The sequence below is a fragment of the Halegenticoccus soli genome, assembly GCF_002844195.1.
GTDB classification, from domain to species: Archaea; Halobacteriota; Halobacteria; order Halobacteriales; family Haloferacaceae; genus Halegenticoccus; species Halegenticoccus soli.
The window spans coordinates 150,889-164,644 of record NZ_PEND01000004.1 but is presented as its reverse complement, the minus strand read 5'-3'; the positions used below and the strand labels follow the sequence as shown (position 1 = coordinate 164,644).

Genomic DNA, 13,756 nt, shown 5'->3' with positions numbered 1-13,756 from the left:
ACGAGCGAGCGCCCGCCGCGGGCTCGGAGGCGAACGAGCGTGAGCGGAGACGGGGCGGTCGACTGGAGCGCCGTTCAGTACGACTTGGCGAAGTACGCGGTTTCGACGGCTTCGTCGCCGCAGACCGCGCAGTCGCGGCCTTCGAGGTCGAGCCGCAGATCCTCACCGGCGAAGGCCGTGTCGTCTCCGCGTCGCGTCTCCGACGCGGCGTCGTCCTCGAAGGGAACCATCACGATCTCGGCGGCGATCTGCTCTTTGATCTCGGCCTCGCAGGCCTCGTCCCCGCACCAGGGGGCGCGGACGTAGCCGCCGTAGCGGCCGATCGTGCCCAGGATCTCCTCCCGGCTGTCGGCGTCGCGGACGTTCTCGGCGAGGTTCTCCTCCGCGCGCGCGTACAACTTGCCGTACACCTCGTCGAAGTGGTCCTCGACGGCGTCGACGATCCCGTCGCGGGCCTCGACGACCTGCTCGCCGTCGGGGCGGTGGACGACCGTCACCTCGCCGTCGTCGACCTCGTTGGGGCCGATCTCGAACCGGACGGGGACGCCCTTCAGCTCCCACTCGTTGAACTTGAACCCGGGGTTGCGCTCGTCGCGGTCGTCGAGTTCGACGCGGACGCCGGCCTCCCGGAGGTCCGCCGCGATCCCCTCGGCGTACTCGAGGACGGCGTCCCTCGTGTCCTCCTGCCAGATGGGGACGACGACAACCTGCTCGGGCGCGATCGCGGGGGGGACGACGAGCCCCTGATCGTCGCTGTGGGTCATGATGAGCGCGCCGAGCGCGCGCCACGACAGCCCCCACGAGGTGGTGTGCGCCACCCGCTCCTCCTCGTCGGGGTCGGAGAACGTGATGTCGAACGCCTCGGCGAAGCTCGTCCCGAGGTAGTGGCTCGTCGCGCCCTGGACGGACTTCCCGTCCGGCATCAGCGCCTCGACGGTCGTCGTGGTGTCCGCGCCGGGGAACTTGTCGTGTTCGGGCTTTCGCCCTCGGAGGACGGGGATGGCGAGGGTGTCCTCGTACACCGACTCGTACTGGTCGAGGCGGGTCATCGTCTCGTCCCACGCCTCCTCGCGGGTCTCGTGGGCGGTGTGGCCCTCCTGCCAGAGGAACTCCTTCGTGCGGAAGAACGGCTTGGTGTCGGTCGCCTCCCAGCGGACGACGCTGCACCACTGGTTGACGCGGAGGGGCAGGTCGCGGTGGCTGCGGACCCACTGGCTCATGTAGGGCGCGATGATGCTCTCGCTCGTGGGGCGGACGGCGAGGCGCTCTTCCAGTTCCTCGCGGCCGCCGTGGGTGACCCAGGCGACCTCGGGATCGAAGCCCTCGACGATGTCCTTCTCGCGTTCGAGGTAGCTCTCGGGGATGAAGAGGGGGAAGTAGGCGTTCCGCACGCCGGTGGCCTTGAACTTCGCGTCCAGGTCCGACTGGATCCGCTCCCAGAGGGCGTAGCCGCGGGGGCGGGTGATGATGAATCCGCTCATCCCCTCGGGCGCGTAGTTCGCGAGGCCGGCCTTCTGGACGACCTCGGCGTACCACTCGCCGGTGCTGTGCTCCTTGGACTCGGTGATGCCGAGCTCCTGTGCGTCGCTCATACCTGGAACTGGCCGACGAGGGTATTAAACTCGGTGTGTTCGTCGAGCGGCGGACGCGCCGCCCCTACAGTTTCTCCAGGCGGGCGATCCGCTCGTCGCTCCAGCCGTAGAAGTGCCGGTCAGTCGTCCGGAGCGTCTCGACGCACTCGTTGTACTTCTCGCGCGCGTCCGCCGCGTAGGGATCGTCGGGGTGCGCCTCGATCCACTCGCGGAGGTCGTCGAGCGCCTTCGGCGAGTACGTGTCGAGTTCGCGCTGCGATTCGAGCAGTTCGACCTTCCGATCCTCCTGCCGCATCGTCCGGACGAGCGCCCAGCCCGCCACTCCCCAGAAGGAGACGACGACGAACAGCATCATCGCCCAGACGTCGGCCGAGAGCGGCATCAGTCGTCGCCCCCCGCCGCCTTGCCGGACGGCCCCGGCTCCTCGCCGCCTTCCAGGTAGCGCATGACCGCGTAGCCGGCGAGCGGGAACGAGACGAGCACGACCATGCCGGCGATCATCCGCGGGTCGCCGAAGCTGTCGTAGGCGAAGTACGCCATGATGAACAGCATGATCGCCGGGACGACGTACTTCACGACGCCGTTCCACCACCGGCCGACGTAGACGCCCGCGTTCTGGTTGACCGAGAGCACGCGGAGCCGCTCCGGGCCGAGCTTCCAGCCGATGACGCCGATGATGCAGAGCGTGGCCAGCGGCAGCCCCCAGTTGCCGAAGACGAAGTCCGCGAAGTCGAGGACGTCCGCGGAGAGTGCGCTCGGCAGGCCGAGGAGCCAGATCAGCCCGCAGACCGCCAGGACGGTTTGCCTGCGGCTCAACCGCGTCTCCTCGCTGACCGTCGTGACGGCGACCTCGGTGATCACGATGGCCGAGGTGAACGCCGCGAGGAAGAAGCCGACGAAAAAGAGGATCGCCCAGATCCAGCCGGCGGCCATCTCCGAGAACACCTGCGGGAGGGTGACGAACGCCAGCGTCGCCCCCGTGTCCGGGGCCAGGCCGTACGCGAAGACGATCGGGAAGATCGCGAAGGCCGCGAGGACGGCGACGCTCGACTCGCCGATCGCCGTGAAGATGCCGCCGCCGAGCGGGACGTCGTCGTACTTCCGGAGGTAGCTGCCGACCGTGAGCGCGATCCCCCAGCCGAGGCCGGTGGAGAAGAGCGCCTGCCCGAGCGCGGCGATCCAGGTGCTGCTGAACGTGAGAAACTCCCACCGGACGCCGAAGGTGAACGCGAGCCCCTCGTCGGCCCCCGGGAGGGTGACCGCCCGCACCGTGATGGCGGCCAGCGAGAGGACGAGCGCCGGGACGGCGACGACGACCACGCGCTCGACCCCTTCGCGGATGCCGAAGAGCAGGACGCCCGCGACGAGCGCCATCACGATCGTGTGCATCGCGATCGTGAGGGCGGGGTTCGCGAGGAACCCGTCGAGGAACGGCTCGGGTCGGAACGCGGCGCTCGTGAAGGTGAAGAGGAACGAGTGGGCCGCGTAGTAGAGCGTCCACCCGACGAGCGGCGAGTAGTACGACATCAGCGCGACGTTGACCAGGAGGACGACGACGCCGAGGCCGACGAGTCCGCCGGGGCCGACGACGTCGCGGAACGCGCCGATCACCCCCTTCTCCGTGTACCGCCCGAGGGCGACTTCGGCGATCAGCCCCGGCGCGGCGATCACGAACAGGATCAGGAGGTACGCCAGGATGAACGCGCCGCCCCCGTTCTCGCCCGCGACGTACGGGAACCGCCAGATGTTGCCGACGCCGACCATCGCGCCGATCATGGCCATGAGGAACCCGAACCGGCTCCCCCACTGTCCGCGGGCAGTTTTAAGCGCGTCGGAGGACATACGTTATCACACCGTACTGCATGGACTTACGTCGTATTTAATTATTCTTCACACGACATTGGAAACAAAATTCGCGTCCGCGAGTATGTCGCCCGGCCGCGACGGTATCGGGTCGAAACGGGGCGGAGAGAGCCGCAGTCGCGCGGGGGAGGCGGGGCGACGCGGACGGATCAGTCGGAGTCTGGACCGCGGACCGCGAAGGGGCTCTCGCCTTCCGTCCAGCCCCACCCCGGCAGGCGGGTCTGGATCCCCGCGGCGAGCGCGGCGTCGAGGTCGTCGACGCCGGCCGCGTCGTCGTCGAGGTGGTGCATCACGTCCGCGTAGTGGAAGGTCGCCTCGGCGAGCAGGCGGAGCGGCTGGTTGCCCGCGATCATCGCGGCGAGTTCGCGCCCCAGGAGTTCGTCGACGACGAAGCCCGGGTAGTCACCCTCGACGTCGAGTTCGCGGAGCAGGCCGACGAGCGCGGCCGCGTTGACCGCGAGATCTCCGTCGGCGAACGCCTCGTCGACGGCGGCGCGGTACTGCTCGCGGGTGATCGGTCGCACGTCGGTCGCGAACCGCTCGCCGAGCTCCGCGCGGACGGCGTTCACGAGGGGAACGACGACGTCTGCGCGCTCTCTGACCCACCTGTGCTCGTCCGCGACGGCGTCCGGAGTGAGTTCCATGGCCACTGGACGGGTCGCCGACGCTTCGTTTTTGCGAAGGCTTTTATAATCGGGGGATAATACTGGCGATTAAGCGGGTTTTCACTGCCTCTTCCCGCAGTTGAGCACCTGGCACGAGCAGACAGTACTACCATCGACTATGCTCTCCGACACGAACGGTCACGAGGTGGCATCGACCGGCGGCGGGTCCGCGCAGGGCCCGACGCGTGTCGAGACGGCAGTGCGCGAAGCCCGAACCGACGCAAAACGGACGGGTATCTTCGACACATGAGTTCAGTAGACAGGCAACTGGAAGAACTGAAAGCAGAGATCGAAAACGAGCTTCCGAGCGGGATCACGGTGTCCGACGTCAAGTACGAGGGCCCCGAACTCGTCGTGTACACCAGACATCCGAAGCAGTTCGCCCGGAACGGCGACCTGATTCGGAAGCTGGCGTCGAAGCTCCGCAAGCGAATCACCGTCCGGCCGGACCCGGACGTCCTCTCCGACTCCCGGGAGGCGGAGGACAGGATCCTGAAGGTGATCCCCGACGAGGCGGGCGTGACGGACCTCGACTTCCACGTCGACACCGGCGAGGTCGTCATCGAGGCCGAAAAGCCCGGAATGGTCATCGGCCGGCACGGCTCGACGCTGCGCGAGATCACCCAGGAGGTCGGCTGGACGCCCGAAGTCGTCCGGACACCGCCGATCGAGTCGTCGACGGTGTCCAACGTCCGGAACTTCCTCAAGCAGGAGCGCGACGAGCGCCGCGACATTCTCGAACGGGTCGGCCGGCAGATCCACCGCGAGGAGATGGGCCGCGAACAGTGGGTGCGCATCTCCACGCTCGGCTGCTGTCGGGAGGTCGGCCGCGCGAGCTTCATCCTCTCGACCGCCGAGACGCGGATCCTCATCGACTGCGGCGACAAGCCGGGCGCGGAGGGCGAGGTCCCCTACCTCCAGGTCCCCGAGGCGCTCGGATCCGGGGCGAACTCCATCGACGCGGTCGTGCTCACGCACGCGCACCTCGACCACAGCGCGCTGATCCCGCTTCTGTTCAAGTACGGCTACGACGGCCCGATCTACTGCACCGAGCCGACCCGCGACCTGATGGGCCTCCTCACGCTCGACTACCTGGACGTGGCGGCCAAGGAGGGCCGGACGCCGCCCTACGAGTCCGAGATGGTCCGCGAGGCGATCAAGCACACCATCCCCCTGGAGTACGGCGACGTGACCGACATCGCGCCGGACGTGAAGCTCACCTTCCACAACGCGGGCCACATCCTCGGCTCCGCCGTGAGCCACTTCCACATCGGCGACGGGCTCTACAACGTCGCCTTCTCCGGCGACATCCACTACAAGGACACGCGCCTCTTCAACGGCGCGGTCAACGACTTCCCGCGCGTCGAGACGCTCGTGATGGAGTCGACCTACGGCGGTCGCAACGACTACCAGACCGACCAGGAGGACTCCGAGCGGAACCTCATCGACGTCATCAACCGAACCCACGACGAGGGCGGGAAGGTGCTCATCCCGGCGTTCGCCGTCGGACGGTCCCAGGAGATCATGCTCGTCCTGGAGGAGGCGATGCGCAAGGGGAAGATCCCGAGCATGCCCGTCCACCTCGACGGGATGATCTGGGAGGCGACGGCGATCCACACGACCTACCCCGAGTACCTCCGCGACGAACTGCGCGACCGCATCTTCCACGAGAACGAGAACCCGTTCCTCGCCGACGAGTTCAACCACATCGACGGCGGCGAGGACGAGCGGCAGGAGGTCGCCGACTCCGGCCCGGCCATCATCCTCTCGACCTCAGGCATGGTCACCGGCGGACCCATCATGTCCTGGCTCCGCCACGTCGGTCCGGATCCGGACTCGACGCTCGTCTTCGTCGGGTACCAGGCGCAGGGGACGCTCGGCCGCCGCATCCAGAACGGGTGGGACGAGGTCCCGATCAACGACCGCAACGGCTCCGGTCGGAGCAACACGCTCAAGCTGAAGATGGACGTCGAGACGGTCGACGGCTTCTCCGGGCACGCCGACCGCAACGGCCTGATGAACTTCGTCCGGACGATGAACCCCCGGCCGGAGAAGGTGCTCTGCGTCCACGGCGACGAGCGCTCCGTGCAGGACCTCTCGTCGGCGCTGTACCACGAATTCAACATGCGGACGTTCGCGCCGAAGAACCTCGAGACGTTCCGGTTCAAGTGACGGTCGAGGCGTTCTGATGCAGGTGACGGCCGCCGGTCGCCCGAACCGCCGACCGAGCCCGCCGCCCTACCGGCCGGCCCGAACGATCGACTGACCGACGCGAACGATCGACCGGCCGGTCCGGGCGATCGGCGAGTCGAACCGGACGATCACTCGCGCTCCGCTCGCGCGCCCAGGCCCCATTCCTCGTCGGAGACGCGCTCTCTCAGGAGCTCCTCGCGGTCGCCGAGCACCCGGAACTCGAACCCGCCGTCGCCGCGCTCGAACTGCACGTCGAGCGTCGTCACGTCGGCGGTCACCTCCCGCCTGATCGGGTCGGGCCGCCCGCCGTCGCTGTCGGCTTCGAGGCCGTAGTCGTCGTAGCTCGTCCGGGCCGACGCCTCGATCGTCCCGTCCTCGTTGTACACGTCGGCGGCGATCCCCTCGGGGGACTCGGCCTCCGCGTTGCCGTCAGCGTCGTCGCGCGACGGCGGGCCGCCGCTCCGCGATCGCTCGGCGATTTCGACCGTGTACGTTTTCATCGGCATGCGTTCGCCGGTTCGGGCGACTGGCGTTTCAGTCTGCGGGCCGACCCCGGGTCGGAGCGGTCTCGGAGCCAGGGCGGTGCCAGAGCAGAGCCGGACCCGAGGAGCCGAAACCGACTCGGACCGACGGTGGGCTCGAAGCGACCCGGTAGGATTGAATAGCCCGTCGGAACGAAAGGAGGTATGAGACTCGCGCTCATCGCCCACGACGAGAAGAAGCCGGCGCTCATCGAGTTCGCCAGGGAGCACAAGGAGACGCTCGAAACGTGCGAACTCATCGCCACGGGCACGACCGGAAAGCGGCTCATCGAGGAGACCGGCCTCGACATCGAGCGGAAGGCGTCCGGCCCGATCGGGGGCGATCTCATGATCGGCGCGGAGGTGGCCTCCGACGACTGCGACGGGATCATCTTCCTCCGGGACCCGCTCACGGCGCAACCGCACGAGCCCGACATCTCCGCGCTGATGCGTATCTGCGACGTGCACGACGTGCCGCTGGCGACGAACCTCGCCACGGCGGACGCGCTGCTCGCCGGACTGGAAGAACTCAGATAGGTCAGCGCCCGAGAACGTTATGTCGCGGGCCCGCCTACGGCCGGCATGCGTCTCGCCGCGGTCGCGCTCGTCCTCCTGGGTCTCCTGGCGGTCGCCGTCGCTCCCGGATCGGCCGGCGCCGCGAGCGTCGGGCCGGCCGACGGGGCCGATCGGGACGCGACCGACTCGACCGCGGGCGGGCCGATCCCGGCCCCGTGTTTCCCCCCGAACGGCCACGAGTTCGTCGTCGGGACGGAGGGGCCCCGAATCGACCTCCTCGTGCACACGTCGCTGGTCACGAACCTCGGCGGACCGGGCGCGTTCGGCGTCGAGGCCGCCGGTTCGACGGGACGGCACCGGATCGTCGCCCTCGAAGCGGGCGTCCTGTTCGCGGGCGTCGGGGACCCCGCGCGGTTCCTCCGGGATCCCCTCGCCCGCTTTTCGATCGCCTTCCGCTACGAGTTCCGAGTGCCGATGGTCCCCGGCCTCCACTACGAACTCGACGAACTCCCCGTCGTCGGGCCGGTCGGGGCCGCGGACTGTTACTCCGTCCCGGCGGCCTCGGCCGGATCGACCACCGTCTCGTCGATCTCGTCGACGCCCACGCGGTCACAGAGGTCGTAGAGCGGGCACGCCTCGGGACCGTCGAGGCAGGCGGGCTTCCGCGCCTTGCAGTACTCGCGTCCGAATTGAATCATGGCCGTATGCCCGAAACCGCACTTTTCGGCCGGGACGTCCCGCTCCAGGTGCTCGCGCACCGTCTCGTGGTCCGCGTCCGGCGGGGCGAGCCCCATCCGGCGCGCGATCCGGTGGACGTGAGTGTCGACCGGGAACACGCCGCCGCGGCCGCCGGCGAAGAGCAGCACGCAGTCGGCGGTCTTCGGCCCGACGCCGCGGATCTCCAGCAGGCGGTCGCGGACCGCCTCCGGCCCCTCGTCGCGGACGAACGCGTCGAACCCGTCCGCGCCGCCGAACTCCTCGACGATCTCCTCGGCCGCGCCGATGATCATCTCCGACTTCTGGTTGTACAGCCCCGCGGACTGGATCGTCTCGGCGAGTTCGGACTGCTCGGCGTCGGCGAGCGCGGCGGCGAGGTCGTCACCCGGATCGTCGCCGCCGTCCCTGCCGTACCGCGCCATCAGGCTGTCGTGCGCCGGCTGGCTCGCCACGTCGCTCGTGTTCTGGCTGAGGATCGTCCGGACGAGACACGTGAAGGCGTCCTGGCCGCCGTAGGCCTTCCGCCAGTACAGCTCTCCGAGTTCGTCGACGACGGCCTCCGCGCGCGTCCCGGCGTCCGCGGGGTCGAAGTCGACCTCGACGCCGCCGCCGGCGCTGCCGCCGCTTATGTTCTCGGCCGGCTCTTCGGGCATGCGCGACGGGAGGTGCGCCGGCGACAAAAGCGACCCGGAATCGGCGGTCTCCGTCCGACCGCAGAGCGCGTCGCGCCTCGCTCGGCGTTCCGGTCGGGGGTGCGTCGGCGGAGAGCGCACCGGGAAGGGCGGACACGTTCATGCCCGCTCGGCGACAACGATCGCACATGCCTCTCAGCGCGCGAAACAGGCTCGCCGGAACGGTGCGATCGATCGACGCGGACGGCCCTCTCGCGGAGGTCGTCGTGGAAACGGAGGGGGGAGAGACCGTCGCGGCGGTCATCACCCGCGACTCGGTCGACCGCCTCGGGATCGACGAGGGCGACGGGGTGAACGCCGTCGTGAAGGCGACGGACGTGATGATCGAGGCCGAGTAGCGCAGCGCCGGGTCGACGCACATTCCGCGTTCTCGGGTGCGCCGTCGCCGACGAACCGAGATGAAGACGAGACAGAGCGGTATGCGACGGGGAGAGACGCGACGGAACGGGACGAGACGGCGCTACCGGTTCCTTTCCCCGTTTCCGTCCGCCGGTTCCACGGAGAGCGTCACCGTCACCTCGGCCCCGTCCGACAGCGCCGCGACGAGTTCGCGGTCGAACCCCGCCGCGGCCTTCTCCGCGGCGACCATGATCGTCCGGTCGTCGACGTAGTCGCTCGTCCGGCCGACCATGCTCCGGTCGTCCTCGAACGAGAGCTCCGGGTGTCCGCGGCCGACGACGGTTTCGGTCCGCTCCCCCGCCTCGAAGGCGGCGACGATCCGGGCGTCGGGGTCGCGGCACGCCTCGACGAACGCGCGATCGAAGTCCGCGGGCGTCCGATCCGCCTCGACGGCGAGGATGCAATCGCCGGCGGGGGTGAGCCAGTCGTCGCTCGTCACCTCGAACGTGCTCGCGTGCGCCGCGGAGACGTGCTCGTGGCCGCGGGCGCGGATGATCTCCTCCATGGTGGAACGGCGACGGCGGCGGCGCAAATGGCTGGCGCTTCCCGCCCGAGATCGTCCCGGTCGACGGTCGGCCGCCCGGCGGTCGGCCGAGGCCGACTCGATCGGCGGTCACTCCCGGACGACGGTGATCGTGACAGCGCCGCAGTCGCACTCGTACGCCCGGCGCTCGCCCGCGGCGTTCCGCATCACGAGCATGAGCGACTCCTCCGAGAGCGGGCGGCCGCATTCGGGCGCTTCACAGGCGCACGCGAGGTCGTTGAGCATGGACGGGTATCGGAACCGTACCGTCATTAAATCGAGCCAAGGGCAGGGCGGAAGTGAAAGTGCGGAGTCGCTTATGTACGATGTACCCCACGTCGAAAGTTCGCGAGCGTCCGCGCAGGAGCGGATTGAGCGGTGTGGTAGCCAGTTTCACTCACTCCTACCACCGAAGTATTTATATGTCGCACGGCTGTAGGACAGGATACCAGAACGCCTCCGGCGTTCCGGCGGCATCGCACGTAGAATGATCGGGAATTCTTATACACGGCCGGTCGCATTCCGACGAGCAGCCGCTACGGCCGGAGCGGTGATGGTATCGAGGTTTAATCACGCATGGCAGTAGAGAAATTCGACATCAAGGAACTCGACGTATCGAAGAACGTCGAACTGACGGACGACAAGCTCGAAAACGGTTCTAAGGGACAGCTCATCAAGCTCGCCGGACAGCTCCGCGACCGACGGAACGAGCTGAACCAGATGGCGTCCGAGCGGGCGTCGCGCCGCGACGAGCTCAACGCCAAAACGCGGGAGAAGGTCGACGAGGCCCAGGAACACCGCGAGAAGCGCGACGAGCTCAACGAGCAGGTCCAGGAGCACAAGCAGAAGCGCAACGAGCTCAACGCCGAGGCCAACGAGCTGTTCGACAAGGTCGAACAGATGAAGCAGGACCTCGAGCTGGACGACGGGAAGGACCTGGAGGAGCTCAAAGAGGAGATCGAGCAGCTCGAGTTCCGCCAGCAGACCGAGGTCCTCTCGACCGAGGACGAGCGCGAACTCATCGAGAAGATCGAGAAGAAGCGCGAGCAGTACCGCGAGAAGAAGGAGAAGGTCGAGGACAGCGGCGAACTCGAGGAGCTCGTCGAGGAGGCCGAGGCGGTCCGCTCCGAGGCGTCGAAGCACCACCAGAAGGTGACGGAACTCGCCGACAAGGCCCAGGAGCACCACAACAAGATGATCGAGGCCTACCGCGAGGCCGACGACATCCGCGACCGCGCCGACGAGATGCACGAGCTGTTCGTCGAGGCGCAGGAGGCCGCAGACCGGCACCACGAGGACTTCGTGCGCGTCCAGAAGCGCCTGCGCGAGCTGGACAAGAAAGAAGAAAAGCAGCGCAAGGACTCCCGCGCCGAGCAGCGCGAGGCCGCCAAGAAGGAGGCCGAGGAGATCTACCAGAAGTTCAAGGAAGGCGAGACCCTCGACACCGAGGACCTGATGAAGCTCCAGAAGACGGGGCTGCTCTGAGTTCGGCGTTTTCTTCCGCGTTTTCGTCGCAGTTTTATGGGCGCTCCCCGCGGAGTGACATCCATGTCGGGTGAAACGCAATGAACGGGCCGATGGCGAGAGTCGCTCGTCTCATCGTCGTCGCGGTCGGCGCGGCCGCGGCCGCCGTCGTCGGGTGGGTGCTGTTCGTCGAGGCGCCGGCCGACCTCGCCGACCTGCTCGGCGTCCTTCTCGCGGTCGGGGTGACCCTGTTCGGCGTCAGGCTGGCGGCCAGAGTCGCGGCCGCGAAGTTCCCCGAGTACAACGCGGCGGAGGTAGCCGTCGAGGGGCCGATCACGCGCGACGGGGGGCGTCGCGGCCCGCTGGCCAGGGCGGTCGGCGCGAGCGCGGACGAGATCGTCGACCAGATCGAGGCCGCCGACGAAGACCCGCACGCCGAGGCGCTCCTGTTGAAACTCAACACCCCCGGCGGGCAGGTCGTTCCAAGCGACGACATCCGCCGGGCGGCGGCGGCGTTCGACGGGCCGACGATCGCGTACGCGACCGACGTCTGCGCGAGCGGCGGGTACTGGATCGCGAGCGGGTGCGACGAGCTGTGGGCGCGCGACGCGACGCTCGTCGGGAGCATCGGCGTCATCGGCTCGTCCGTCAACGTCTCCGAGCTCGCGGACCGGCTGGGGGTTTCCTACGAGCGGTTCGCCGCCGGCAAGTACAAGGACGCCGGGCTCGCGCTGAAGGAGATCTCGGACGACGAGCGGGCCTACCTCCAGGGCATTATCGACGACTTCTACGAGGACTTCGTCGAGCGCGTCGCCGAGGGGCGGGGGATGGATCCGGCGGTCGTCCGAGACACCGAAGCCCGCGTCTACCTCGGCGAGAACGCCCTCGAACTGGGGCTGGTCGACGAGCTCGGAACGCGCGAGGACGCCCGGGCGCGCGTCGAAGAACTCGTCGGAACGGACGTGACCGTCCGGGAGTTCGAGCCCTCGCGGGGACCGCTCGCCCGGCTCCGCGGCGCGTCGCAGTCGGTCGCGTACGCGTTCGGCGCGGGAGTCGCCGGACGGTTCGCGCCCGACGACGGGTTCGACTTCCGCTTTTGAGCCGTCGAGCGCTCCTCGAACCGAGCCGGCGACGGCCTAACGCGGGCGTAAATCGCTCGACGAGGGCGACAGGGGGGTTTTTAGCCCGGGGCGTACTCGCCCCTCTTGTGACGACGCTGGTGCTGTGTATCGATCGCTCGAACGACATCGGCCGGAAGACGGGGCTGGAAACGCCCGTCTCGGGGTGGGAGGCCGTGCGCTCGCTCGTGATCGAGGTCGGGCTCTCCGACCCCGAGGATTCGAGCGTCAACTGCCTGCTCGAAACGCTCCGGATCGCACGATCCCTCCGCGACGAGCGCGAGGACGCCGTCGTCGCCGTCGTCTCGGGGGCGGGCGAATCGCTCGTCGGCGCGGACCTCTCGGTCGCAGAACAGCTCGACGAACTGGTCGAGCGCTACGGACCCGATTCGGCCGTCGTCGTCATCGACAGCGCGCAGGACGAGCGCGTGATCCCGATCATCGAGAGCAGACTCCCCGTCGACGCCGTCGACCGGGTCGTCGTCCGGCAGGCCCGCGACATCGAGTCGACGTACTACCTCCTGAAACAGTTCCTGGGCGACGAGGAGCTCCGGTCGACCGTGCTCGTTCCCGTCGGAATCGGCCTGCTCCTGCTGCCGCTCCTCCTGCTTCGCTTCTCCCCCGCGGTCGCGCTCGCTGGGGTCGCGTCGCTGCTCGGCGCGGTGCTCCTCTACAAGGGGCTCGCCGTCAGCGAGCGCCTCGCGCGCGCCTCGGATCGGGTCCGCGACGCGCTGTACTCGGGACAGGTGTCGGTCGTCACGTACGTCGTCGCGGCCGGGCTCGCGCTCGTCGGCGTCTTCCTGGGGGCGCTCGCGGTGTCCGACCTGCCGGACGGCGGAACGGCGCTCGTCCGCGCGACGCAGTTCGCGTACAGCAGCGTCCCGTGGCTCGCCCTGGCGGCGCTCACCGCGAGCACCGGCAGGCTGCTCGACGAGCTCATCCGCGCCGAGGGCGCGAGGCGGCCCTACCTGAACCTCCCGTTCGGCGTCGTCGCGCTCGGGCTCGTGATCAGGGGCTTTTCCGGTTACATCCTCGAACAGGAGGGCCACCTCCGGCCCCTCGTCCTGTTCGATCACGCGCTCCGGCCGGCCCACCGGCTCGCGCTGTTCGTGATCACCGGAATCGTGGTCAGCGCCGTCGGCGTCAAAGTCGCCGCCAGCATGAGCGACGAGACGCTGGAGGAGGTCATCGAGCCGTAGGACGGAACGGGATCGAGCGCCGGGGCGCGGGTGCCGCGTCCGACCGGCCCGGCCGGCGGCGTCAGTTCGTCGCCCGGTACTCGCCGTGCTTGATGCCGACGACGAGCGTGAACACGCCGAACAGCGCGATGCCGACGCTGATTCCGATGCTCAGCGCCGGCGGCATCGGACTCGTCACCGTCCCGGCGACGATGACGAGAAGCGGTATCGCGAAGAGCAGCGCCGTCTTCGGGAGGTCGAACTCCATACCGAAGCGTAGGACGGACGCCGATTAAGCCTTACTCAACGGGAACG

General features: G+C 68.6%; 16 protein-coding genes. 7 read left to right on the top strand and 9 right to left on the bottom strand.

The features are described 5' to 3' along the window. Positions 1-74: 74 nt before the first annotated feature. From proS to CNO20_RS11980, 4 genes are all read right to left on the bottom strand, one after another. Positions 75-1,592: a proline--tRNA ligase gene (proS, locus tag CNO20_RS11995; protein WP_101296366.1), complete on the bottom strand. Its 1,518-nt coding sequence runs from the start codon at positions 1,590-1,592 to the stop codon at positions 75-77. 64 nt (positions 1,593-1,656) lie between these two features. Then, positions 1,657-1,974: a DUF8026 family protein gene (locus CNO20_RS11990; RefSeq protein WP_101296365.1), complete on the bottom strand. Its 318-nt coding sequence runs from the start codon at positions 1,972-1,974 to the stop codon at positions 1,657-1,659. Continuing rightward, the gene (locus CNO20_RS11985; RefSeq protein ID WP_101296364.1) at positions 1,974-3,434 is read right to left on the bottom strand and encodes a sodium-dependent transporter; all 1,461 of its coding nucleotides are present in this window, start codon (positions 3,432-3,434) and stop codon (positions 1,974-1,976) included. Before CNO20_RS11985 ends, CNO20_RS11990 begins: the two co-directional genes overlap by 1 nt. A 170-nt stretch (positions 3,435-3,604) precedes the next feature. Next, positions 3,605-4,099 (bottom strand): DUF7984 family protein, encoded by a 495-nt coding sequence (locus CNO20_RS11980; RefSeq protein WP_101296363.1) that lies wholly within the window; start codon positions 4,097-4,099, stop codon positions 3,605-3,607. A gap of 267 nt (positions 4,100-4,366) precedes the next feature. Between CNO20_RS11980 and CNO20_RS11975 the strand changes: the two genes are divergently transcribed. Next, positions 4,367-6,292, top strand: a complete 1,926-nt coding sequence (locus tag CNO20_RS11975; protein ID WP_101296362.1) for a beta-CASP ribonuclease aCPSF1 — start codon at positions 4,367-4,369, stop codon at positions 6,290-6,292. A gap of 149 nt (positions 6,293-6,441) precedes the next feature. On the opposite strand, the gene CNO20_RS11970 is transcribed toward CNO20_RS11975, so the two are convergent. Further along, entirely contained in the window at positions 6,442-6,819 is a 378-nt protein-coding gene (locus CNO20_RS11970; RefSeq protein WP_199174837.1) for a hypothetical protein, read from the bottom strand. Positions 6,820-6,999: 180 nt separating this feature from the next. On the opposite strand from CNO20_RS11970, the gene CNO20_RS11965 reads away from it, so the two are divergent. Then, on the top strand, positions 7,000-7,371 hold the full coding sequence (locus CNO20_RS11965; RefSeq protein WP_101296361.1) for a methylglyoxal synthase: 372 nt from the start codon (positions 7,000-7,002) through the stop codon (positions 7,369-7,371). Positions 7,372-7,416: 45 nt separating this feature from the next. After that, entirely contained in the window at positions 7,417-7,974 is a 558-nt protein-coding gene (locus tag CNO20_RS11960; protein WP_199174836.1) for a DUF7332 family protein, read from the top strand. On the opposite strand, the gene CNO20_RS11955 is transcribed toward CNO20_RS11960, so the two are convergent. Beyond that, positions 7,893-8,720 (bottom strand): endonuclease III domain-containing protein, encoded by an 828-nt coding sequence (locus CNO20_RS11955; protein WP_101296360.1) that lies wholly within the window; start codon positions 8,718-8,720, stop codon positions 7,893-7,895. The two genes, CNO20_RS11960 and CNO20_RS11955, sit on opposite strands and share 82 nt — an antisense overlap. Positions 8,721-8,887: 167 nt before the next feature. Here CNO20_RS11955 and CNO20_RS11950 point away from each other — a divergent pair, with 167 nt between their 5' ends. Next, positions 8,888-9,097, top strand: coding sequence for a TOBE domain-containing protein (locus CNO20_RS11950; protein WP_101296359.1), 210 nt, complete (start codon positions 8,888-8,890; stop codon positions 9,095-9,097). A 122-nt stretch (positions 9,098-9,219) separates the two neighbouring features. Here CNO20_RS11950 and CNO20_RS11945 read toward each other — a convergent pair whose 3' ends face one another. Together CNO20_RS11945 and CNO20_RS23395 are read right to left on the bottom strand one after the other, a co-directional pair. Next, positions 9,220-9,663 carry a DUF371 domain-containing protein gene (locus CNO20_RS11945; RefSeq protein ID WP_101296358.1) on the bottom strand — a complete coding sequence of 148 codons (444 nt, stop codon included), beginning with the start codon at positions 9,661-9,663 and terminating at the stop codon, positions 9,220-9,222. A gap of 108 nt (positions 9,664-9,771) precedes the next feature. Beyond that, positions 9,772-9,927, bottom strand: coding sequence for a hypothetical protein (locus tag CNO20_RS23395; protein WP_199174835.1), 156 nt, complete (start codon positions 9,925-9,927; stop codon positions 9,772-9,774). Positions 9,928-10,257: 330 nt separating this feature from the next. On the opposite strand from CNO20_RS23395, the gene CNO20_RS11935 reads away from it, so the two are divergent. The 3 genes from CNO20_RS11935 (at position 10,258) to CNO20_RS11925 (ending at position 13,462) form a co-directional block, all read left to right on the top strand. Then, on the top strand, positions 10,258-11,166 hold the full coding sequence (locus CNO20_RS11935; RefSeq protein ID WP_101296356.1) for a coiled-coil protein: 909 nt from the start codon (positions 10,258-10,260) through the stop codon (positions 11,164-11,166). 80 nt (positions 11,167-11,246) lie between these two features. After that, the gene (gene sppA, locus CNO20_RS11930) at positions 11,247-12,245 is read left to right on the top strand and encodes a signal peptide peptidase SppA (protein WP_101296355.1); all 999 of its coding nucleotides are present in this window, start codon (positions 11,247-11,249) and stop codon (positions 12,243-12,245) included. 107 nt (positions 12,246-12,352) lie between these two features. Continuing rightward, complete coding sequence (locus tag CNO20_RS11925; protein ID WP_101296354.1) at positions 12,353-13,462, top strand: DUF373 family protein; 1,110 nt, start codon at positions 12,353-12,355, stop codon at positions 13,460-13,462. A gap of 61 nt (positions 13,463-13,523) precedes the next feature. On the opposite strand, the gene CNO20_RS11920 is transcribed toward CNO20_RS11925, so the two are convergent. Next, positions 13,524-13,709, bottom strand: coding sequence for a DUF7333 family protein (locus CNO20_RS11920; RefSeq protein ID WP_101296353.1), 186 nt, complete (start codon positions 13,707-13,709; stop codon positions 13,524-13,526). Positions 13,710-13,756: the final 47 nt, after the last annotated feature.